Annotated in this window: 20 protein-coding genes; 10 read left to right on the forward strand and 10 right to left on the reverse strand. The window is 62.9% G+C overall.

Annotation, left to right across the window (positions count from 1 at the left end):
* Nucleotides 1-206 precede the first annotated feature (206 nt).
* Entirely contained in the window at nt 207-728 is a 522-nt protein-coding gene (locus tag D0T11_RS03095) for a YkvA family protein (RefSeq protein ID WP_119654319.1), read from the reverse strand.
* 164 nt (nt 729-892) lie between these two features.
* Here D0T11_RS03095 and D0T11_RS03100 point away from each other — a divergent pair, with 164 nt between their 5' ends.
* Both D0T11_RS03100 and D0T11_RS03105 read left to right on the forward strand, forming a co-directional pair.
* A complete protein-coding gene (locus D0T11_RS03100) occupies nt 893-1,426 on the forward strand; it encodes a DinB family protein (protein ID WP_119654320.1) in 534 nt (177 codons plus the stop codon).
* A 482-nt stretch (nt 1,427-1,908) separates the two neighbouring features.
* A complete protein-coding gene (locus D0T11_RS03105; protein WP_119654321.1) occupies nt 1,909-2,307 on the forward strand; it encodes a VOC family protein in 399 nt (132 codons plus the stop codon).
* On the opposite strand, the gene D0T11_RS03110 is transcribed toward D0T11_RS03105, so the two are convergent.
* From D0T11_RS03110 to D0T11_RS03125, 4 genes are all read right to left on the reverse strand, one after another.
* Nucleotides 2,295-2,921, reverse strand: a complete 627-nt coding sequence (locus D0T11_RS03110) for an RNA-binding domain-containing protein (RefSeq protein ID WP_119654322.1) — start codon at nt 2,919-2,921, stop codon at nt 2,295-2,297. The genes D0T11_RS03105 and D0T11_RS03110 overlap by 13 nt on opposite strands.
* 190 nt (nt 2,922-3,111) lie before the next feature.
* On the reverse strand, nt 3,112-3,987 hold the full coding sequence (locus D0T11_RS03115) for an SDR family oxidoreductase (RefSeq protein WP_119654323.1): 876 nt from the start codon (nt 3,985-3,987) through the stop codon (nt 3,112-3,114).
* Nucleotides 3,988-4,090: 103 nt separating this feature from the next.
* Entirely contained in the window at nt 4,091-5,437 is a 1,347-nt protein-coding gene (locus D0T11_RS03120) for a leucine-rich repeat-containing protein kinase family protein (protein ID WP_119654324.1), read from the reverse strand.
* A 160-nt stretch (nt 5,438-5,597) separates the two neighbouring features.
* A complete protein-coding gene (locus D0T11_RS03125; protein WP_119654325.1) occupies nt 5,598-6,023 on the reverse strand; it encodes a DUF3127 domain-containing protein in 426 nt (141 codons plus the stop codon).
* Between the two features lie 149 nt (nt 6,024-6,172).
* On the opposite strand from D0T11_RS03125, the gene D0T11_RS03130 reads away from it, so the two are divergent.
* Entirely contained in the window at nt 6,173-7,129 is a 957-nt protein-coding gene (locus tag D0T11_RS03130) for an isoaspartyl peptidase/L-asparaginase family protein (protein WP_119654326.1), read from the forward strand.
* A gap of 245 nt (nt 7,130-7,374) precedes the next feature.
* On the opposite strand, the gene D0T11_RS03135 is transcribed toward D0T11_RS03130, so the two are convergent.
* Together D0T11_RS03135 and D0T11_RS03140 are read right to left on the reverse strand one after the other, a co-directional pair.
* Entirely contained in the window at nt 7,375-8,313 is a 939-nt protein-coding gene (locus tag D0T11_RS03135) for a cyanophycinase (RefSeq protein WP_119654327.1), read from the reverse strand.
* Nucleotides 8,314-8,514: 201 nt separating this feature from the next.
* Nucleotides 8,515-10,368: a M1 family metallopeptidase gene (locus D0T11_RS03140; RefSeq protein WP_245990586.1), complete on the reverse strand. Its 1,854-nt coding sequence runs from the start codon at nt 10,366-10,368 to the stop codon at nt 8,515-8,517.
* 219 nt (nt 10,369-10,587) lie between these two features.
* Between D0T11_RS03140 and D0T11_RS03145 the strand changes: the two genes are divergently transcribed.
* The 3 genes from D0T11_RS03145 (at nt 10,588) to D0T11_RS22420 (ending at nt 14,435) form a co-directional block, all read left to right on the forward strand.
* Entirely contained in the window at nt 10,588-12,348 is a 1,761-nt protein-coding gene (locus D0T11_RS03145; RefSeq protein WP_119654361.1) for a L,D-transpeptidase family protein, read from the forward strand.
* Nucleotides 12,349-12,864: 516 nt separating this feature from the next.
* Entirely contained in the window at nt 12,865-13,509 is a 645-nt protein-coding gene (locus tag D0T11_RS03150) for a helix-turn-helix transcriptional regulator (RefSeq protein WP_119654328.1), read from the forward strand.
* 755 nt (nt 13,510-14,264) lie between these two features.
* Nucleotides 14,265-14,435: a hypothetical protein gene (locus D0T11_RS22420; protein WP_182888218.1), complete on the forward strand. Its 171-nt coding sequence runs from the start codon at nt 14,265-14,267 to the stop codon at nt 14,433-14,435.
* 99 nt (nt 14,436-14,534) lie between these two features.
* On the opposite strand, the gene D0T11_RS03155 is transcribed toward D0T11_RS22420, so the two are convergent.
* A complete protein-coding gene (locus D0T11_RS03155; RefSeq protein ID WP_119654329.1) occupies nt 14,535-15,005 on the reverse strand; it encodes a hypothetical protein in 471 nt (156 codons plus the stop codon).
* 213 nt (nt 15,006-15,218) lie between these two features.
* Nucleotides 15,219-16,625 carry a DEAD/DEAH box helicase gene (locus D0T11_RS03160; RefSeq protein ID WP_119654330.1) on the reverse strand — a complete coding sequence of 469 codons (1,407 nt, stop codon included), beginning with the start codon at nt 16,623-16,625 and terminating at the stop codon, nt 15,219-15,221.
* A 201-nt stretch (nt 16,626-16,826) separates the two neighbouring features.
* On the opposite strand from D0T11_RS03160, the gene D0T11_RS03165 reads away from it, so the two are divergent.
* Nucleotides 16,827-17,345 carry an NUDIX domain-containing protein gene (locus D0T11_RS03165; RefSeq protein ID WP_119654331.1) on the forward strand — a complete coding sequence of 173 codons (519 nt, stop codon included), beginning with the start codon at nt 16,827-16,829 and terminating at the stop codon, nt 17,343-17,345.
* Nucleotides 17,346-17,431: 86 nt separating this feature from the next.
* On the opposite strand, the gene D0T11_RS03170 is transcribed toward D0T11_RS03165, so the two are convergent.
* Nucleotides 17,432-17,995, reverse strand: a complete 564-nt coding sequence (locus tag D0T11_RS03170; RefSeq protein ID WP_119654332.1) for a hypothetical protein — start codon at nt 17,993-17,995, stop codon at nt 17,432-17,434.
* 222 nt (nt 17,996-18,217) lie between these two features.
* Between D0T11_RS03170 and D0T11_RS03175 the strand changes: the two genes are divergently transcribed.
* The 3 genes from D0T11_RS03175 (at nt 18,218) to D0T11_RS03185 (ending at nt 20,462) form a co-directional block, all read left to right on the forward strand.
* Complete coding sequence (locus D0T11_RS03175; protein WP_147374500.1) at nt 18,218-18,436, forward strand: hypothetical protein; 219 nt, start codon at nt 18,218-18,220, stop codon at nt 18,434-18,436.
* Between the two features lie 26 nt (nt 18,437-18,462).
* The gene (locus D0T11_RS03180; protein ID WP_119654334.1) at nt 18,463-19,332 is read left to right on the forward strand and encodes a UDP-2,3-diacylglucosamine diphosphatase; all 870 of its coding nucleotides are present in this window, start codon (nt 18,463-18,465) and stop codon (nt 19,330-19,332) included.
* Nucleotides 19,333-19,451: 119 nt separating this feature from the next.
* Complete coding sequence (locus D0T11_RS03185) at nt 19,452-20,462, forward strand: glycosyltransferase family protein (RefSeq protein ID WP_119654335.1); 1,011 nt, start codon at nt 19,452-19,454, stop codon at nt 20,460-20,462.
* Nucleotides 20,463-20,504: the final 42 nt, after the last annotated feature.

The raw sequence follows: 20,504 nt of genomic DNA on the forward strand, positions 1-20,504 counted from the left end.
ATACGATTTTGGCTGCTTGGATGATCTTCTTTCGGGGCCAATAAGCTTTCCCGCAGAGGTCCGCAGAGGGATGCGCAGAGAAAAAACAGCGCTGTCAGCAAAACGCCCACCCGAAAACCGGGTGGGCGTTTTGCTGACAGCCGTCAGAACGAATCTGCGGCATCTGCAACATCTGCGGCATCTGCAACATCTGCAACATCTGTGATTCAGGAGTGCCCGATTTCGGCCACGGCGGGCAGATTTTCGGCTTTGGTGTAGGACCCGGAGGGCTTTTGGGCGGCGGCCGGAATGTCGTCGGCTTCTTCGGCGGCGTGGGTGGTTTCCCACTCGCGGAACCGCGTCAGCTCGCCCTGGAATTTGCCGACAAACCAGCTGATCAGGGCCAGATCATCCAGAAAGCCCACGACGGGAATGAAATCGGGTACCAGGTCCACCGGGCTCAGCACGTAGAGCAGCACGCCCAGGCCCGAGACGATGGTACTGGTTTCCACCTGCCGGTAGTCGCCGCTCACGTAGTTGCGCACGAGCCGGATGAGGGTGCGGGCCACCGAGAAGAGCTGTTTGAATTTGTTGTCGCCGCTTTCCTTGCTGGCTAGCTTCTCGGCGGTTTCGTTGAGCACCAGTATCACCTTGAACGGGCGGCCCAGCAGCTTGCCGGCTTTGTTGAGAAAGACGCTGAACAGGGCATTTTTGGAAATCGAAAGACCTTTTTCGACGAGTGAAGACATGAAACAGGGGTGAAGTGGGGTGAGTGCCCGGTGTACGCGCCCGGCCCGGCTGGTGTTGCCAACGGGCACCGCCGGGCCGCTTGCCGGCCGGTTTTAGCAAACATCGGCCAGCCAGCCGCCCACTTTATTGCCCGATATTTACCGGAAGCCCGTAGCTTCGCTCCATGAGTTCCTTCCTGACGCCCCCGGCGGCCTCCGAGTACGCCCCGTTCTACCATACCTACGTGCGCCTGATTTTTGGCGAGCCGCTGGCCGCCCTGCGCGAGCAGCCCCGGGAACTGCGCCGCCTGACGGAAGACCTGACGGAGCAGCAGGCCCTGGGGCGCTACGCCCCCGGCAAGTGGAGCCTCAAAGAAATGCTGGTCCACATGATGGACACGGAGCGCGTATTCGCCTACCGCGCCCTGCGCATCGGCCGCGGCGACCCTACTCCGCTGCCCGGCTTCGAGCAGGACGACTACGTGCCCGCCTCCGACGCCGATTCCCGTCCCCTGGCCGACATTCTGGCCGAGTACGACGCCGTGCGGGCCGCCACGCTGGCCCTGTTCGAGTCGTTCAATCCGGCGGCCATCAGCCGGCAGGGCACGGCCAGTGGGCAGCCGGTGAGCGTGCGCGCCCTGGCCTACATCCTGCCCGGCCACGAAGCCCACCACCTGAACCTGCTGCGCGAACGATACCTGCCGGCACTGGGCAAATAGTATCTTTGAGCCCGCCCGGAGCCGTTTTCAGTGCAACACCTTTCCCGGTCGGGCGTTATATAGTCACCTGATTCACTCTTCATCCCTCACCATCATGGCAAAAGCCCAGGAACCCCGCAAAGAGAAAAAGAAAGAGCCCGCTAAAACCACCAAGGAAAAAAAGGCGGCTAAAGACGAGAAAAAGGCCCTCAAGTCCCGCCAGCAGGACTAATTTGCGCTTAGTTTGAAAAAAGCCCGAGGGCCGGTACAACACAGTTGTATCGGCCCTCGGGCTTAACTATCGATGGGGGGGCGGCCACCAAAAAAAGTTAATGACTGCTGTTACGCAGTAGCCGTTGAAGCATTCGTTTTTCGTTGCTCGTTTTTCGGGGCTGATTCACCTTCAGTAACCAATCAGCCCCGAAAAACGAGCAACGAGCAACGAGCAACGAAAAACGACCTGCCACCGCAGATACCGGAAGCGGCTTGCGTAACAGCAGTTAATGAATCAGCGGATTGCCCTCGTGACGCTGGTTGTGGCCGACTACGACGCAGCCATTGCCTTCTACACCCGGCAGCTGGGGTTTCGGCTGGTTGAGGATACCCGGCTGAGCGCCGGAAAGTGGTGGGTGCGGGTTGCGACGCCCGGGCCGCCCGGGGTCGAGCTACTGCTGACGCTGGCCGCCAACCCGGAGCAGTTGGCCCACATCGGTAACCAGACCGGCGGCCGGGTGGCCCTGTTTCTCTACACCGACGACCTGGCCCGCGACTATGCCCGGCTGCGGGCCAACCAGGTGCGCAGCGTGCGCCTGCCCATGATGGAACCCTACGGCCGGGTGCTGGCTTTTGCCGATTTATACGGGAATCTGTGGGACCTGCTCGAACTGGCTCAGAGCGTGTAATACACCTCCTTTTGCTTGTCGTGGTGTTTGATGTAGCCGTGCAGGGTGAGCTTGATGAGCAGGCGGTAGGCCCGGCGCTGGCCAATGTTGAGCAGCTTCATGTACTGGGCCAGCGTGATGCGCGGGTGCTGGCGCAGATACTCCAGTACGGCCAGCTCCTCCCGGCTCAGCGGAATCTGCTCAAACTCGTTCGGGGGCTCCTGGCGCTCCAGTGCTTTCTCGGTTAGCTGGCTGGTTTGCACGCTCTGGTCGCGCACGCGCACGTAGGCCCGCCAGTCGCCGTCGGCAATTTGGGCGCGGTGGGGCTTGTGGGCGCTTTCGGGCACCGTCACCACCAGCACTACGCGGCCTTCGCCGGCCTCCATTTCCTGGTAAGTGAACTCCAGGGGCGGATCGATGTAGTGGCGGGCGGCCTCGCGGAGCTGGTAGAGTTCCTCCTCCACGTCGCGCACGCCCGTTATGCGGCCGTTGTCTTCCACCCCCACCAGCACCCGCCCCCCGTGGGTATTAGCCAGCGACGACAACGTGCGGGCCATGCGCGTGGGGCGGGTGGTGCGCTGCTTGAACTCCAGCCGCTCCCCCTCGCCCTGCCGAATCAGTTCCAGTAAATCCATCGGGGTAAGATTAGCGGGAAAAAGTAGACAACAGGCAAAAGCAGGCCGTCATTCCGAGCCTGCCGAGGAATCTCGCGTGCTCACATTGAGCTCCTGTGGCAACGTCAGCGCGCGAGATTACTCGGTCCCTTGCTTGATGCGCAACATGCTCGGAATGACGTTCTTTTCCCATCCCCCGACATCGTAACGCCTACTCCACGCCCGTTTCCTCGGCCGAAATGCGCCAGAGGCGGTTGGCCTCGTTGCTGCTGCTGGCCCGCTCGGAGCAGCGGGCTACTTTGCGGCCCGCGAAATACTGGCCGCTCACGCGGGCCGCTTCCGGGGCTGTAGCCAGGTACAGGGTAGTCTGCGCCCCTTTTTCGGCCGATACCATCAGGGGACGGGCCGTCCACCACAGGGCCTTCATCACCTGCGAGGTGTCGGCGCGCATGAGGCTGGTATTGACCATGCCCGGGTGCAGGCAGTTGGCCGTAATGTTGGTCAGGTCGAGACGGTGGGACAGCTCCTTGGTAAAGAGAATGTTGGCTAGTTTGGAATCGGCGTAGGCGGTGAGCCAGCTGTACTTTTCGGGGGAGTTGCGGGCCTCGCGGTCGGGCTCAATCTCGCCCACCCAGTGCGCCACCGACGACACGGTAACCACCCGGGCGTGCTCGGCGGCATCGAGCAGAGGCAGCAGGCGGTTGGTGAGGGCGTAGGGGGCCAGGTGGTTGGTGGCCCAGCTCAGCTCGTGGCCTTCCTCGGTGAGGGTGAAGCGCCCGGGCATAATGCCCGCATTGTTGACCAGAATATCGAGCTGGCTGAATTCCTGTTGCATCTGCTCGGCCAGGGCGGCCACGTTGCGCAGCAGCGAGAGGTCGAAACACTTCACGTGCACATGAGCCTCGGGGCCGGCGGCCTGCTGAATGACGGCCTGAGCGCGGGCCGCCTTTTCGGGGTCGCGGCCCACCAGGATTACCCGGGCTCCGTTTCGCGCCAGCTCCCGGGCCGTGACCAGCCCGATGCCGCTGGTAGCACCGGTAACCAAGGCAGTTTTGCCCGCCAGCGGCAGGGAGGAAGCAGAAACCATACGGGACGGGAGTAGCGTGAAGTCAGATGACGAGTATGAGAGGGCCGGGGCTGGCAATAAGCAGGCCAGTGGAGTAAAAACGTAAAAACAAGCCCCGCAGGTTTCACCCGGCCAGGTCCGGTTGCATTTCCCGGAGGAAGCGGCTGATTTCGGCCAGCGTGGGCCGGTCGGCCACGGCGGGCTGCTGGCAGCGGGCCTGTAGTTGCCGCAGCTCCCGGAGTGTCCCGGCCGCCGGCTCCTGTGGCTGCGGGCAACGGTCCAGCAACTCTTCCAGCAGATTGCCAAAGGCCCGGGTTTCCAGGCGGGGCAGCAGGTGGGCGGCCTTTTCGGCGGCGGCGGGAATAAAGCCGGCCGCGCCAAAATCGCCCAACAGGCTTTCCCCGGCCGGGGTGGTGAGAATATTGTGGGCGTATAGGTCGCCGTGCAGAATACCCTGGGCGTGCAGGTGGGCCGCCGCCGCCGCAATGCCCCCGGCCAGACGCAGCAGCACGGGCAGCTCGAACGCGGCGGCGGGCGCGTACACGTCGCGGGTGCAGGTGGCAAAGCTGGGCGGCCCGGCCAGGTTGCCAAAGGCCGGGTCGATGAGCTCCAGCACCAGGCCTTCCCGGCCGCTGGGGTGGTCGGGGATGGTGCCGCGCACGGCAATCAGGTTCGGGTGGGGACCGGCGCTGAGGCAGGCCACCATTTCGGAGTGGGGCAGTCCGTCGCTGGTCACGGCCCCTTTAAACAACTTCACCGCTACCGGTTCGGGCGCGGCATGGGCGGCGCGCTCCCACTGGCCCCGGTAAATAATGCCCGACGCGCCCTCGCCCAGCACCTGCTCCGTCGTCAGGAGGTTCCAGGCAATAGGGGGCCGCGTGGCGCGGGCCAGCGCGGCGGCTTCGGCGGCGGCGGCCAGGGGGTTGCCGGCGTAGGCCAGCCAGCTCAGCCGGGGCATGGTCAGCAGCCACTCGGGCAGCTCCGTCAGCTGGTTGGCGGCCAGGCGCAGCAATTCCAGGTTGGTGCAGCGGGCCAGCTGCGGGGGCAGTTCCCGCAGCCGGTTGCCGGCCAGCATCAGCTTCTGGAGCCGCCCGCAGTTGCCAATTTCCGGGGGCAACGCGGCCAGCTCGTTATCGGTGAGGATGAGCCAGCGGAGGCGGGGCGGCAAAGCGGCCTCGGGCAGCTCCCGGATGCGGTTGGCCTTGAAGCCCACCATTTCCAGGTTCGGGCACTGGCCCAGCACTTCGGGCACCCGGGTAAACTGGTTATCGGAGCCGAACAGAATGCGCAGTCGGTGCAGGCGGGGCAGGTCGGCGGGCAGCCCGGAGAGGGCGTTGCCCGAAAGGTTGAGGATTTCGAGTGTATCAGCCAGCGCAAAAATCTCCGGCGGAAACTCGGTCAGACCTTCGGCCAGGTCCAGCCGGGTGGTGCCGGCCAGTTCCCCGGCGCGTAGTTGGGCAAGCGTGTGCATAGAGCAGGTAGGGTAGAGGCCGGTTTCGGGAGGAAGCCGGACCGGCACAAAAAAGCCGCTGCCAGAAGCGGCAGCGGCTTTTTTTAAGGAGTTAGGAGAGAGAGAAGCTAGGAGGCCAGGGAATTTTATTCTTCGGCTCCTGACTGCTAGCTCCTTCCAATTAGAACGGCAGGTCGTTGTCGTCGTCCGAGGCAATAGGAGCGGCCGAGGCGCGCAGGTTCGGGTTCTGGTTTTGGGCCGGAGCCGGGGCCGCGGCGCGGGGAGCAGCCTGCTGGTAGCCACCGGCCTGAGGAGCTGCCGCTCCGCCAGCGGAGTTCTCAATGCGCCAGGCTTCGAGGTTGGTGAAGTAGAGCATCTGGCCGTTCTTGTTGAAACCACGGCCGCGCAGGTTGAAGGATACCTTCACTTCGTCGCCCACTTTAAACGGGTCGATGAGGGAGGTCTTATCCTGCACCATCTGGAACTTGATATGCTCGGGGTACTGGCCGTCTACGACCTCCAGCACGAATTCGCGCTTGCGGAATTTTTCGCTCACCTGCTGTTCGTCGAAAATTTCGTGCAGGCGGCCGGTAGCTTCGTAAGCCATAAGGTTGATACGTTTGGGGAGTTGAAAATCTGTAAACCAAACCTACGAAAAAAAACGCGGTTGGTTTCCGGCTTCCAGGGGGGGGCGGGGCCAGTGGCCTGCCTACCTTTGCCTTGCGTTTTTACCACCTACCAACTTTTTTCCGCCCCATGACTCCTCCCTTCGCTTTGGCCCTGCACGGCGGTGCCGGCACTATTTCTCCCGCCCTGATGACGCCCGAAAAGGAGCAGGCCTACCAGCAGGCCCTGCGCGGAGCCTTGCAAGCGGGCTACGCCGTGCTGCGCGACGGCGGCCCCGCTCTCGACGCCGTGGAGCAGGCCGTGCGCCGCCTCGAAGACCACCCGCTCTTCAATGCCGGCCGGGGCGCGGTGTTCACCCACGAAGGCCACCACGAAATGGACGCTGCCATCATGGACGGCCGCAACCGGGCTGCCGGGGCCGTGGCCGGCGCCCGCGCCGTGCAGAATCCTATCCGGGCCGCCCGCCTCGTGATGGAGCACACCGACCACGTGCTGCTGGCCTGGCCCGGCAATGATGAGCTGGTGCGCGAGCATGGCCTGCCCACCCAGCCCGCCGAATACTTCTTCACCCAGCACCGCTACGACCAGCTCCAGGAAGCTTTGCAGGAAGGCCGCATGCGCCTCGACCATTCCCAGGCCCTGCCCACCCACGAAGACCCGAAAAAGAAAATGGGCACGGTGGGCGCGGTGGCCCGCGACCAGCACGGCCACCTGGCCGCCGCCACCAGCACCGGCGGCATGACCAACAAGCGCTACTCCCGCATCGGCGACTCGCCCATCATCGGCAGTGGTACCTTCGCCGACGACCGCACCTGCGCCATCAGCTGCACCGGCCACGGCGAGTTTTTCCTGCGGGCCGTGGTGGCCCACGACATCAGCTGCCTCATGGAGTACCGGGGCCTGAGTCTGGCCGAGGCCTGCCGCATTGTGGTCCACGATAAGCTGGCCCCCATCGGGGGAGAGGGCGGGCTGGTGGCCGTGGACGCGGCCGGCAACGTGGCCCTGCCCTTCAACTCTGAAGGTATGTACCGGGCCAGCCAGACTTCCCACGGCGACGCCATACCGTACGTGGCTATTTATAAATGAGGACAGCGCGAAACGGAAGCCTCACGCTGCCGGGCTCAGCAAGCTTACTACAACCGGCCGGATTTGGGCGGCTTAGCAAAGCTCCCGGCGGTGGCTATATATATAAGGAGTAGGCCACGTCGGCGAATCAGGAGCCAGCAAGCCGATTCTCGGCCGTTGAGCGTGAAGCGCGTAGCTTAGGCAGTATAACGAAAAAGCCCATTTTCTGGGTAGAAAATGGGCTTTTTACCATTTGGATAAATTGTTCAGGTGGCGCGAGCGGGCTCATTGGCGCCCTGGCCGGCCGTGAGCAGCTCCGATTCGGCAACTTGCTGGCGCAGCTTGAAGTCGGGGTAGAATGTGCGGTGGGTCACGTCGTAGAGGTTGCCCTTCACCAGCACGTGCAGCAGCATGTGTTCCACGGAAATGGCCTCGCCCTTGCGGGCGGCGGCGGCGTTGTTGTGCTCCAGCTTGTGGCCATCCATGATGACGACCATGTTCGAGCCGATGGTTTCGAGCTGGTTGCCCTCCGTGATGAGCATCCCCGTGTCCTCGCCCAGTCCGATGCCGATAAGCTTAGGGTGCAGCGACACGGCCTCGATGAGGCGGCCAAAACGCCCACGCTTCACGAAGTGGGAGTCGATGATGACGTTATCGAGGAAACCCAGGCCGCCGCCCATTTTCACGGCCCCCTTCATGAGGGCGTCGGGGACGCTGCCGCCCTTGATCATGGTTTTCGACATGCCCATGGCCCCGGCCGAGGTGCCGGCAATAACGAAGTTGGGCGTGGTCTGGTAGCGGTGCTTGAGGGCGGCCAGGAATTCGGTTTCGCCGAAAATGTCCACCAGCCGCGACTGGTTACCGCCCGATATCATCACAATATCGGCTTGTCGGATGCGCTCCACGTAGTCGGGGCGCAGGGCATCCTCGCGGGTGCGTATGTCGAGCACGTTCACGTTGTTGCAGTTGAGCATCGTGAACGAAGAAATATAGATGCGGGCCACCTCATCCGGAATCATCGACGCGGTGGTGATAACCTCAATGCGCGGGTCTTCCTGGCCGGACTCGAGCACCACGCGCTTGAGAATGCCCAGCTCGAAGAAGTTGAGGTAGTATTTTTTCTTGGTCCGGGGGTTGGGATAGGTGCCCTTGTCCTCGTTGCCACCAATGGCAATGAGCTTACCGAGCGGTTTGGAATTTTTCAAAGCAAAATCAGCTTAAGCCACACAAAAGGAAAAGTCCTGCGCTCCTGGGCAAGCAAGCTTCGGGCCACGCGGGCTTTTCCGGAAAAAGAGGCGTCAGCGGGCCGGACTTCCCGACGTACGGGCCGCGACCCACTCGCTGACAACGGGTAATGAACAAAAAAATGCCGAACAAATCCGTGCTGGCCGGCTGAGAAGGCACTCCTACTCGGTGGGAGTCCCTAGCAGCGCGTCGAACGTGACGGTGGCTACGGCGTGGTAGTTGGGGCGGGCCTCGGCGTAAAGCCGTCGGGCCAGCGGCCGGCCGCCGGGTCTGGCCAGCAGGGCTTTATAAAGCGGGATCAGGAATTTGCGCCGGCCCACCCGGGTCAGAAAACGATGCAGCGCGGCTTCGGCAGGAGCGTAATCGGCCGCGATAGTGAGCGGCAGCCAGGCCGCCAGAATTTCGGTGTTGCCCGAGTCGGTAAAGCCGAAGGCGGCGTCCAGTTCAGCCAGTTGGGCGGGGCGCAGGCCAGGGGGCAGGCCGTGCAGGAAGTGGACCCATTCGTGGCTGCTCCAGGCGGCGGCCGGCAGGTGGGTAGGTGGCGTGCCATTTTGCCAGGTGCGCAACGCCGCTTCCACGGCCGCGAACCGCGCCGAGGACACGGGCGGTGCTACGGCCGGAATGCCGGGGCCGTTCACCCAGGCGTCGAGCTGGAGCTTTTCTTCCAGACCCAGCTCCAGGTCGAGCAGCTCCCGGCGCAGGTAGGTCAGGAAGGTGGTCGTATCCATGCTCTGGAAACCGTGGCGGGCGAAGTACTCCTTAATAAAGGCGTCGAGCCGGGGGCGGCCCACCAGGTGCTCCAGGGTGAGCAGCAGATAGTCGCCCTTCTCGTAGGCAATATCAGTCAGGCCCTCGTCGGGGTCGCGGCCGGCCAGGTCCAGCAGCAGGTGGGTGTCGGGGCTGGCAGCACCGATTTCCTGGATCGTGCGCAGCAGGCCGGCGTGGCCCAGCACCTGGAGCATGTCGGCGTAGGGGCGGCCGTAGAGCTTTTCCATTATGCGCCGCTCGAAGTACACGGTGAAGCCCTCGTTGAGCCAGAAGTCGTTCCAGGTGGCGTTGGTCACCAGGTTACCGCTCCAGGAGTGGGCCAGCTCGTGGGCCACCAGGCTGGTTAGGCTCCGGTCGCCGGCCAGAATGGTGGGCGTCACGAAGGTGAGGCGCGGGTTTTCCATGCCCCCGAACGGGAAGGAGGGCGGCAGCACCAGCAAGTCGTACCGGTCCCAGCGGTAGGGGCCGTACAGGTCCTCGGCCGCCGCTACCATCTGCTCCAGGTCGGCAAACTCCCCGGCGGCCCCGGGCAGCGTGGCCGGCTCGGCGTACACGCCGGTGCGCGCGCTCAGGGGCCGGAACTCCAGGTCGCCCACGGCCAGCGCCATCAGGTAGGCCGGAATGGGCTGGGCCATGCGGAACTCGTAGCAGCCGTCGGGCCGAAGCTGCTGCGGGTTTTCGGCGCTCATGAGCGGGAGTAGCCCGGCGGGCACCTGCACCCGGGCTTCGTAGGTGAAGCGCACGCCCGGCGAATCCTGGCAGGGCAGCCAGGTACGGGCCAGAATAGCCTGCGACTGGGTGAAGAGAAACGGTTGGGTGCCGGCCGTCTGCTCCGGGCTCAGCCATTGCAGGGCCGCTGCGGCGGGCGTGGTCTGGTAAACGATGGTGACGGCCGTGGTGTCGGGCCGTAGCCGGATGCGCAGGGCCTGGCCCAGCACGGCATCCTCGGGACCCAACACAAACTCGGTCGGCTCGCCCTCGGGGAAGTTGCCGAGCAGGACGGCTTCGATGCGCAGGTGGCGGGCGTCGAGCACCAGCTCAGTGGCAGTTGAGCCCTCGGGGCGGCGGAGCTGCCAGGTAGCGTGGCCGGCCAGGGTGCGGGCGGCAAAATCCACCCGCAGGTTGAGGGCCAGGTGATGAACGCTGACTTCGGTGGGGCGGGCGTGGCTGTGCGGGTCGGGAGGCAGCAGGCGGGCGGGCAGCGGGGTAGGGGCCATATGGAAGGTGGGGAAAGGAAGTTCGCGCAAAACGAAGAAGTTGCCGGCCAAGGTACGGATTGGTGTCGGCCAGGGCCGGAACCGGGGGCGGGAGTCCGGCGAAATCCCCTAACTTGCGGGCCTAGGAAAGAAGTGCGGGGGCGGGCAACTCGGCCGTCTCAAACGCAGTAGAAAGCCCGAACTGTTTCGGCCAGCCTTCCGTTGGCAGCACGAATGGCTTCCATTTCCCTCTTTTTTCCTGCCTGCTCTATGAACAAATCCTGCCGCTCTTTTTCTTTTACCCCCTTTTTTAGCTGGCTGCTGGGCCTGCTGCTCGTTACCGCCACGGTATCGTGCAGTCAGGATCAGAAGGCCCAGCTGAAAGACGTCCTGCCCGACGCCCTCACCAAAGCCGGCGGACCCCAGCCCAAGCTCGACAGCGTGTACGTGGTGAAAGCCATGAACGCGGAGCCTAAATTCAAAGGTCAGCTCGATTGGGCCAAGAAGTTTTACAAGGAGCGCGACTTCCGCCTCGGCTGGTTCCGCGACCATGAGCTGGTGCCCCAGGCCCAGACGATGCTCGGCGTTATCAACAAGGCCGCCGATGAAGGGTTGAACCCGAAAGACTACCAGATCAAGAACTTCGACAAGCTGCTCCAGGAGCTAGATGCCGCCCAGGCCGATACAACCCGGCGCAACGCGCTGGAAAAGGAGATTGATGTGGCCTTGTCGGCTACGTACTTCACCTATGCCTCCGATTTCTACCGGGGCACCGTGGACCCGCGGGCCGTAAAGGCCATCGACTGGGATGTGAAGCGCAACAAAGTGAAGCTGCACAAGGCGCTCATGACCATCCTGAAAGAGCGCGAGAGCACCTATGGCTACTACGATTTCGAGCCTTTGCACCCCGAGTACGACCGCCTGAAGAAGGCTCTGGCCGACTACCGTGCTATCCAGCGCAACGGGGGCTGGCCGGCTATTCCGGCGGCCACCAAGCTCACGCCCGGCGCGGCCTCAGCGGCCGTAGCCGCCCTGCGGGGCCGGCTGCTGGGTGCTGGTGGCCCGCCCGCTGCCGCGAACGAGACCCCGGCCGTAGCCGTGTCGAATAAGCCCGGCGAACCTGCTGCGGCCCCGGTCGCGCAGAAATACGAAGGGGAGCTGGTAAGCGCCGTGAAGGAGTTTCAGACCCTGAATGGGCTGCGGCCCGACGGCGTGGTGGGGGGCGAAACCCTGCGCGAGCTTAACGTGCCCGTGTCGCAGCGCATCGACCAGATCATGCTGAATATGGAGCGGTGGCGCTGGATTCCGAAGAAATTTGAACCCGATTATCTGCTGGTCAACATTCCCGAGTACACGCTCCACGTGGTGGAAGACAACAAGGAGGCGTTCAATATGCCCGTAATCGTGGGCAAGCGCCTGCACGAAACGCCTATCTTCTCCGACAAGGTGGAGTTTGTGGTGCTGGCTCCGTATTGGAACGTCCCGTTCAGCATCATCGCCAACGAGCTGCGGCCGAAGCTGGTGGCCAATGCCCAGGGCACTCTTGACCGCCTCGATATGGAAGTGGTGAAGGGCTGGGGCGCGAAGGCTACTCCCGTTGATGCCAACAGCATCGACTGGGCCAACGTGTCGGAAAAGACTTGGAAGTACACCCTGCGCCGCCGCCCCGGCCCTAAGAACGACCTGGGCGACGTGAAGTTCATCTTCCCGAACTCCAACGATATCTACCTCCACGACACGCCCCACGACGAGCTGTTCAGCCAGACCAAGCGCGGTTTCAGCCACGGTTGCGTGCGCGTATCGGACCCGCTCAAGCTGGCCGAATACCTGCTGCGCAACAAGCCCGGCTACGACCGTTCTACCATCCTGGAAACCATTGCCGGCCGGGAAGAGAAGTACGTAACCCTGCCCGAGAAGCTACCCGTGTATCTGGTGTACTTCACTACCTGGGTAGACGAGGCGGGCAAAGTCCACTTCCGCGACGACATCTACGGCCACGACAAGTCGCTGGCTAAGGAGTATTTCAACTAAGCAAATCGGTTGCGCTGAAGAGCAGCAGTAAGGCTGCTTTTTGGTAAAGTAAACTTCCCCGCCGGTGGCCCCGGCGGGGAAGTTTGCGTTTAACCAACACCGATACCGGAAGTCCAGTCGCAGTGCGCCCCTTGGTTGCGCCCGGGCATGGGGATGCCTGGTGGGAGGCCGGGCAGGCAGGAGCAGAAGCGGGGTCGATAACAGCGAAAGATCAGTCCCCAGGTACCAAGACTACGCCGAGTGCCCCGAGGCAGAGGGATATAAAAAGGAGGAAGGCAGGAGTAGTTGCCGGGAGATGCCAAGCTGCGACGACCGGAAGAAGCACCAATTGCAATCCGGCCAGGAGAAGGGAATAGTTTACACTTGTGAAACAATTGTAAACAAACAACCCCCGTTGTGCGCAAATGTAAACAAATAGGCAGATGGAGAACTAATTGCTTACATAAGTAAATATATGTAACGGGTGTAAGTCTCGGAGATGGATTTCCTACATTTGTAAATCATACAGAAGAAGCTATGCTAGACCGGATCCGGGAGTTATTGGCGGCGCGGGAACTCAGTTCCACTCAGTTTGCGGATACTATCGGCGTTTCCCGGCCCGTGGTAAGTCACATCCTCAGCGGCCGCAACAAGCCCAGCCTGGAGGTTGTGCAGAAGATTCTGGCTGCCTTTCCCGATTTGGCCCTTCCCTGGCTGCTAAACGGCGAAGGGCCAATGGTGGCACCTGCTACCGCCCCGTTGCCTCCGGCGGAACCAGCAGCCCCTTCTGCGTCCACTCGGCGCCCGCTGGCCCCCGTTGCAGCCCCCGAGCTGGTAGCGCTGCCTGTTAGGCCCCCCGAGGCGCACTACGAGCCGGAAGCTGTTGCTTCCGGCGATGCCCCGGCTGCTTTGCGCACTCCTGTGCCCATGCAAGCGCCGGCAACGGCCCCCAGAGTAGCTTTTCCACCCGCGTCTGGTCAGGAAGCTCAACCTGCCCAACTCAGTCCGGGAGCGGCTCCTGCGCCGGCAGCCCCGGTAAAGCCGGTGGGCCCTGCGCCTGCTCCCCCGGCTGGTGCCGCACTGGCCCAGGCCCTCGCTACGCCGGGCAAGCACATCCGGCGCATCGTAATATTCTACCAGGATGGCACATTTGCCGACTATCAGCCGGAAACCAACAGCTAGTCAACGCGCTAGCCAAAATCGGCCAACAGGGCTGTTTTGTCGACCATAGGCTGCAAATTCAGGCTGAATGCAATTTGGCAGGTTGATTTCAGCGGCCTGCAGGGGCCAGTACAAGGCACGTGCTACGACCCGATACGGGGGCGTTTACGGCGTAGGCCAAACCTACTTAAGTGCTGATGGCAATACTACTAACGTTATTGTTAGCAGTGGATTTTTTTTGATTTTAATAGTCTGTTTATCAGGTTTTTGAATAAGTAAATATGAAGCAATGAGTAATGTAAAGAGCAATCGTAGGAAAATGGTCGAAAGCCCGAATAGTTAAAATAGGATAAGCAAGATTTGAGCAGCCTTCAACGGCCTAGACGCAGGCCGTGATATGCTAATATTCTTGTCGGCTAACGCCCGCAGCAAAGTGCTACTTGGGCGGCCGGGGTACACGCTAAAGAAGTTAGCGGCCCGACTCCCGTTCATCTATTCCCTAGTCAGGCGGCTCGGATTCAGTAATGAGAATATAGACTTGTTGATTTTGGGCATATTCACTGTTTGTAAACCCAAAGCGTAAGCTGCAAGAAGCTGTCCCAAGTCAAACCTGAATGTATACTTGTAAATTCTCATGCGGGAGCGACTCTCTTCTGCCCGTTGCTCTGGAGAGTTTACAACCGTAACGTCTGGTTGTCGATTCGGACCCCGAAGCCTTATATAAGGGAGGAGCGGTAAAACTTGTCCGGTTTCGGGTCGGTGCTTACCTTTGAGCTATGAAAAATCTTCGTCTGCTCGTTCTGCTCGCCGCTGGCGCCTCGTTGTTCCTGTCGTCCTGCTCGCAGGCTCCCGATGCGGAGAAAGACCCCAATGCCGATGCGGCCTACAAGCGTAGCCACCGGCCTGAGCAATACCGCGAGGCTCAGCGCAGCAACGTAAACTACTAACCGCCTCGCCCCACCGGGCTATGGTTAAACATAAAAGCCCTGCCAGCTACTGCTGGCAGGGCTTTTACGCGTGTATATAACAGTTCCGGGGAAGCCGGATCAGGCGGGCACGGCTACTGTGGCAGACAGGCTGGGTAACTCAATGCCCGCCAGCAACTCGGTTTCCAGCAAGTCGGCCCAGGAGCGCAGGTAGAGCACCACGTCGTCGCGCTGGTTGTGGCGCAGGGCGTTGCGGCGCTCAAAGGGGATGGTAGCCCGGATAGCCGGGTCGGAGAGGCGCTCCAGGTGGGTGAGGTCGGCGCGGGTGAAGCCCAGGGCCAGCATCTCGTCAATGGTCGTATCAATGGGCAGGCCGCTGGTGGGGCAGTAGTCTATGAGCTGCCGCTCCCAGTCGCCGTAGCGCTGCATGGCCCGGGTATGGATTTCGGCCTTGGTGAGACGGGTAACGGTCTGGGCCAGGTGGCCGCAGTTACAACTGCCCATATGGCCCCACTGGTAGGGGGCCTGGGCCAGCAGGCGCTGGGCCGTAGTGCGCAGTGCCTGGATAACGGGAAGAGTGCGTTGAGCCATACGAGTAGAAGAAAAACTGCCGTAGCGGATGATATACAGCTGAATAAGTGGATCACCAATTGTTTTGTTTGCCACGCGTCACCCAAACAAGGGTAATTCTTACCAGGAAATAACCTTTCGGGGGCTAAAAACAAGGACCCCACCGCCGGCCCTTTTCGGCCGATGGTGGGGTCCTCCGCTATGTTGCCCGGCATACTGTCGGGCCGTTAGCGACTAGCGGTTGCCGCCGCGGCCGCGACCGCCCCGGCCGGAGCCGCCACCCGCCTGACTGCGCTGGCTATCGGCCCGGCCCGCCTGGCTGCTGGTCTGGCTGCGCTGACCCTCGCGGCCACCGCCGCCGGCCGGGCGCTGGCCTTCGCGGCCCCGACCGCCGCCGGCCGGGCCACCCTCCCGACCCGGACGGGCGGGCCGACCGGCCGGACCCTTGGGACGCTTGATGGGCGGGCCACCGGTGAGGGGCACCGGCAGCACGGCCGACGTAGCGTAAGGGTGGCTCTGCACCACCGGCACCTGCCGCCGGATGAGCTTCTGAATGTCCTGGAGGTAGGCGCGCTCCTCGTCTTCGCAGAAGGAGAGGGCCGTGCCGTCGGCCCCGGCCCGGCCGGTGCGGCCGATGCGGTGCACGTAGGTTTCGGGCTCGTTGGGAATCTCGTAGTTGATGACGTGGGTCAGCTCGTCCACGTCGATGCCGCGGGCGGCAATGTCGGTGGCCACCAACACGCGGGTGGAGCCGGCCTTGAAGTTGGCCAGGGCCCGCTGGCGGTGGTTCTGGCTTTTGTTGCCGTGAATGGCTTCGGCCTCAATATTGGCCTTGGCCAGCGTTTTTACCACCTTATCAGCCCCGTGCTTGGTGCGGGTAAATACCAGCACCCGGCGGATATTCTTATCCTGGAGCACATGTTCGAGCAGGTCGGCCTTGTCGTTCTTGTCGACCATGTACACGGCCTGGGTCACGGTATCGGCGGTGCTCGACACGGGCGTGACGGCCACTTTCACGGGATTGGGGCGCAGGATGCTGCCGGCCAGCTCCTGAATCTGGCCGGGCATGGTGGCCGAGAAAAACAGGGTCTGGCGACTGACGGGCAGCTTGGGCAGGATGCGCTTGATGTCGTGGATGAACCCCATGTCGAGCATGCGGTCGGCCTCATCGAGCACGAACACCTCCACGTTGCGCAGATCCACGAAGCCCTGACTCATCAGGTCGAGCAGGCGGCCGGGCGTGGCAATGAGCACTTCTACGCCTCGCTTAAGGGCCTGCACCTGCGGGTGCTGGCCCACGCCCCCGAAAATGACGGTGGAGCGCAGCTTGGGCAAATGGCGGCCGTAGGACTTGAAGCTCTCCCCGATCTGGATGGCCAGCTCGCGGGTGGGCGTGAGGACCAGGCAACGGATACGGCCAGGGGCGTGACGCTCTACCTGCGCCGTCTGGTGCAGAATCTGGAGAATGGGAACGGTAAAGGCGGCCGTTTTGCCGGTGCCCGTCTGGGCAATGCCCAGCAGGTCGTGGCCTTCCAGCACTTGCGGAATGGCTTGCTGCTGAATGGGCGTGGGGATGGAGTAGCCTTCCTCGCTAAGGGCGCGGAGAATAGGCTCAATCAGGTTGAGTTCGTCGAACGACATCTACAGAAAAAAAGCGGCTGCCCGAAGGCAGCAGAAATGGCACGGGAATAAATGAGCCGGCAAAGGTCGGGTTTTTTAACTTACAGCGCCTCAAAAGGCGTATAATGGGCCGGCCGGCGCGGCGCAGGGCATCCGGCCGCTATACTGGCAGGCCACAAATAGCCGGCCACCTTTTCCCAGTCTCTCCTTTCAACGGAATTCATGCACGTAATCGATCAGCAACTCGCCTACGACGGCCACTACAAACTCAGCCAATTACGCGTCCAGGACGGCGAACAGGTCCTAAAGCGGGAACGGTTCGAGCCGGGCACGGCCGTGGCGGCCCTCGTGCGCCATACTGGCAGCCAACGGTATATTCTCACCCGCCAGTACCGCATCGGGCCGGAAGCGGAAATCACGGAGCTGGCCGCCGGCATGGTGGACGCGGGCGAGGAGCCGGCCCAGGCCATCCGCCGCGAGATTCACGAGGAGCTGGGCTACGACGTGGACCGCCTGGAGCAGATTGCCCGCATCCTGCCCTCGCCCGGCACCAGCGCCGAGGTGATTACGGTGTACTACGCCGAAGTCAGCCACCAGTCGGGCCAGGGTGGGGGGCTGGCCGAGGAGAGCGAGAAGATTGAGGCCGTGGAATTTTCGGCGGAAGAGCTCTTCGCCGCCGAATTCGAGGATGCCAAAACCATCATTGCCGTGCAGTGGGCACGGTGGCGGGAGCGGAGCTAGCCAACCAGCCCCACTGCACGGCACAACAAAGGGTCGGACGTTCCGCAGAACGTCCGACCCTTGCCCGTTAATTTAAGAACGGGGAATTACTGCGCCTTGATAATGTATTCGAACTCCTGCCGGGTTTTGGCGTCGTTGATGGTCAGATACACGTCCTGCTCGCCCTCGACCTTGGGGAAGGCAACCTCGCGCTTGCTCATGTACAGGTCGCGGTTCCAGAAGCGGCCCTGGCCCCCGGGCAGCTCGGCCAGGTTGAGCAGCTCCTTGCCCTCCTTGGTTTTGGCCACCACGCTCAGGTAGGCCGGATCGGCATTTTTGCCCCCACGGCGGTACATGGTGATGGTGAGCTGGCCCCCGACCGGCAACGCGGCCAGGCGGCGCTGGTAGGTGGTATCAGCCCAGCTGTTGATGCGCTTGAGCTCGTTGGTCTGGGCCAGCAGGTCGGGGTAGGGTAGATAGGCCACGCGGGTCACGCAGGCATCTACCTCAGCATCCTCATCGGTGTTTTTGGTGACGTTGAGCACGTAGGTGCTTTCGTCGTCCTTCTTGGGAAACGTATATTTTTTCCGGGGCTTGCCGGGCATGTACTGGGCCGAGGCCGCCAGGGTGCCCAGCACCAGAAACGCAAGGAGAATAAACTTCTTCATCATAGAAAAACGAAAAAACGACTACGGGAGCCCGATGCGGCCCCGCCGGGGCGAAGATACGCAATAACCGGGCCGCAGACCGGGCTTTCGGCCAACTTCGGGCCTGCTTCGACGGACCGCCCCGCCCGGCAGCTCAACGACCGGCCTTGATAAAAGCATAATCGGGAGGTAACGTTCAGGACACAGCGCCAGCCGATCTTTGAACCGGCTTAACTCCTTGGTAGTATGCGTGCGTCTATCGTTTGGTCATTGCTGCGCCGTGGGGTGCGGGTAGTGGCGCATGTGCTGTTTCAGATTGCTTTGGGGCTGGCCTACGCCCTGCGCTCGGTGGGCGTAGTGCGCCTGCCCTTCCATTTCCAGCACGGGGCCGATGAGGCAGTTCGTTCCGTCCGTAGCCCCCGGATTCGGCCCCGGGCAGGGCTGGCCGTCCGCCCGGCGCTGTAGGCCAGTTGGCTGCTCCTCTAACTTGTATGAAGAAAAAAACGGTCCGCCGACGCCTGGAGGTGTGCGTGATTTCCGACGTTCACCTGGGCACTTATGGCTGCCATGCCCCCGAGCTGCTGCGCTACCTGAAAAGCATCCGGCCCCGGGTGCTGGTGCTCAACGGCGACATTGTGGACATCTGGCAGTTCAGCAAGAACTACTGGCCTGCCGCCCACATGCGGGTGGTGCGCTACCTGGCCGGTCTGGCCGCCAAGGGCACCACTATCCACTACCTGACCGGCAACCACGACGAACTGCTGCGCCAGTTTGCCGGCACCCGCCTCGGGGCTCTGCGCATCGATAACAAGCTGGTGCTCGACCTGCCCCACGGCCGCACCTGGCTCTTCCACGGCGACGTGTTCGACGTGACCATGCGCCACTCGCGCTGGCTGGCCCGCCTCGGCAGCCACGGCTACGACCTGCTGATTCTGCTCAACCGCCTCGTGAACTGGGGCCTGCGGCGGCTGGGCCGGCCCCGGGTGGCGCTATCGAAGGTGGTGAAGGACCGGGTGAAGAGCGCCGTGAGCCTGGTGAGCGACTTCGAGCAGACGGCCGCCACCATTGCCGCCGACCGGGGCTACCGCTACGTCGCCTGCGGGCATATTCACTGCCCCGAAATCAAAACCCTGACTACGCCCCAGGGGGAGGTCGGCTACCTGAATTCCGGCGACTGGGTGGAAAACCTGACGGCCCTGGAGTACACCGCCGCCGCCGGCTGGGAGCTCTACCGCTACCACCACGACGCGTGCATGCAGGAGCCATCCGCCCCCGAAGCTCCCGGCGCCGAGGAGGGCGCCGCCGATGCCCGGCCCGCCGAATTGCTGGCCGGTTTGCTGCGGGAAATGGGCGTGGCCTGAACCCGAACCAGCTGCCGGCCGCCGGGCCATGCCAGCAGGAATCGGCGCGGGCGCGGGCTCCGGACGAAAACAATTAGCCACCTTTGGCGCGCCATTATTTCCCCATTTCTCCGTCGCGCATGAAATTATTGTATGCCATTCAGGGCACCGGCAACGGGCACCTGGCCCGGGCCCTCGACATTGTGCCGCTGTTGCAACAGCGCGCCAGCCAGGTGGATGTGCTCATCAGCGGTCCGCCGGCCGATATCGAGTTGCCGTTTCCGGTGCGCTACCGCTACCACGGCATGGGCTTCGTATTTGGCAAGAAAGGAGGCATCAGCTTCTCCAAAACGTTCTGGCAGCTCAACTCCAGCGCCTTCGTGCGCGAGATGCGCGAGCTGCCGGTCGGGGAGTACGACGTGGTCATCAGCGACTTTGAGCCGGTGTCGGCCTGGGCCTGCCGGTTGCGCAACGTGCCCTGCTTCGCGCTCAGCCACCAGTCGGCGGTGCTGAGCGACTTGGCCCCGCGCCCCACCCGGCCCGACCCCGTGGGCCGGGCCGTGCTCCGCCACTACGCCCCGGCCAGCCGGCACTACGGCTTCCACTTTCAGCGCTACGAGCCCCACATCCACACGCCCGTTATCCGCCAGCAGGTGCGCGCGCTCACGCCCCAGAACGACGGCCACTACACGGTGTATTTGCCCGCCTACGAGGAAGCCACGCTGGTCGAGCGCCTACGCTATCTGAGCCGGAGCGTGCAGTGGGAGGTGTTCAGCAAGCACAGCCAGCAGGAATCGGAGCACGGCAACGTGCGCGTGAAACCGGTGAGCGGGGCCGCTTTCACCCAGAGCCTGGCCCGTAGCGCGGGCGTATTCTGCGGGGCCGGATTCGAGACGCCGGCCGAGGCCCTGTACCTGGGCAAGAAGCTGCTGGTTTTACCCATGAAGCAGCAGTACGAGCAGGCCTGCAATGCGGCGGCCCTGGCCGGCATGGGCGTGCCCGTGGTGAAAAGTCTCAAGGATAAATCCCTGGATGTGCTTGATCAGTGGTTGCAGGTGGGCCGCCCCGTGCCCGTGCACTACCCCGATGAAACCGCCGCCATTATCGACAAGCTACTGCTGGAGGCGGCCGGCGGGGTAGGGCGCAGATAACTCTACTGCCCGCCCCGGTTCTTCTCCTGATTCCCCATCACC

The sequence above is a fragment of the Hymenobacter rubripertinctus genome, assembly GCF_003583925.1.
Lineage (GTDB): Bacteria > Bacteroidota > Bacteroidia > Cytophagales > Hymenobacteraceae > Hymenobacter > Hymenobacter rubripertinctus.

What these genes read in the sequence shown, in the direction of transcription:
- D0T11_RS03165 (WP_119654331.1), top strand. Translation starts at nt 16,827, where the DNA reads ATGCACGTAATCGATCAGCAACTCGCCTACGACGGCCACTACAAACTC.
- D0T11_RS03115 (WP_119654323.1), bottom strand. Translation starts at nt 3,987, where the DNA reads ATGGTTTCTGCTTCCTCCCTGCCGCTGGCGGGCAAAACTGCCTTGGTT.
- D0T11_RS03120 (WP_119654324.1), bottom strand. Translation starts at nt 5,437, where the DNA reads ATGCACACGCTTGCCCAACTACGCGCCGGGGAACTGGCCGGCACCACC.
- D0T11_RS03095 (WP_119654319.1), bottom strand. Translation starts at nt 728, where the DNA reads ATGTCTTCACTCGTCGAAAAAGGTCTTTCGATTTCCAAAAATGCCCTG.
- D0T11_RS03180 (WP_119654334.1), top strand. Translation starts at nt 18,463, where the DNA reads ATGAAGAAAAAAACGGTCCGCCGACGCCTGGAGGTGTGCGTGATTTCC.
- D0T11_RS03155 (WP_119654329.1), bottom strand. Translation starts at nt 15,005, where the DNA reads ATGGCTCAACGCACTCTTCCCGTTATCCAGGCACTGCGCACTACGGCC.
- D0T11_RS03100 (WP_119654320.1), top strand. Translation starts at nt 893, where the DNA reads ATGAGTTCCTTCCTGACGCCCCCGGCGGCCTCCGAGTACGCCCCGTTC.
- D0T11_RS03105 (WP_119654321.1), top strand. Translation starts at nt 1,909, where the DNA reads ATGAATCAGCGGATTGCCCTCGTGACGCTGGTTGTGGCCGACTACGAC.
- D0T11_RS03125 (WP_119654325.1), bottom strand. Translation starts at nt 6,023, where the DNA reads ATGGCTTACGAAGCTACCGGCCGCCTGCACGAAATTTTCGACGAACAG.
- D0T11_RS03160 (WP_119654330.1), bottom strand. Translation starts at nt 16,625, where the DNA reads ATGTCGTTCGACGAACTCAACCTGATTGAGCCTATTCTCCGCGCCCTT.
- D0T11_RS03145 (WP_119654361.1), top strand. Translation starts at nt 10,588, where the DNA reads ATGAACAAATCCTGCCGCTCTTTTTCTTTTACCCCCTTTTTTAGCTGG.
- D0T11_RS03150 (WP_119654328.1), top strand. Translation starts at nt 12,865, where the DNA reads ATGCTAGACCGGATCCGGGAGTTATTGGCGGCGCGGGAACTCAGTTCC.
- D0T11_RS03185 (WP_119654335.1), top strand. Translation starts at nt 19,452, where the DNA reads ATGAAATTATTGTATGCCATTCAGGGCACCGGCAACGGGCACCTGGCC.
- D0T11_RS03170 (WP_119654332.1), bottom strand. Translation starts at nt 17,995, where the DNA reads ATGATGAAGAAGTTTATTCTCCTTGCGTTTCTGGTGCTGGGCACCCTG.
- D0T11_RS03175 (WP_147374500.1), top strand. Translation starts at nt 18,218, where the DNA reads ATGCGTGCGTCTATCGTTTGGTCATTGCTGCGCCGTGGGGTGCGGGTA.
- D0T11_RS22420 (WP_182888218.1), top strand. Translation starts at nt 14,265, where the DNA reads ATGAAAAATCTTCGTCTGCTCGTTCTGCTCGCCGCTGGCGCCTCGTTG.
- D0T11_RS03130 (WP_119654326.1), top strand. Translation starts at nt 6,173, where the DNA reads ATGACTCCTCCCTTCGCTTTGGCCCTGCACGGCGGTGCCGGCACTATT.
- D0T11_RS03110 (WP_119654322.1), bottom strand. Translation starts at nt 2,921, where the DNA reads ATGGATTTACTGGAACTGATTCGGCAGGGCGAGGGGGAGCGGCTGGAG.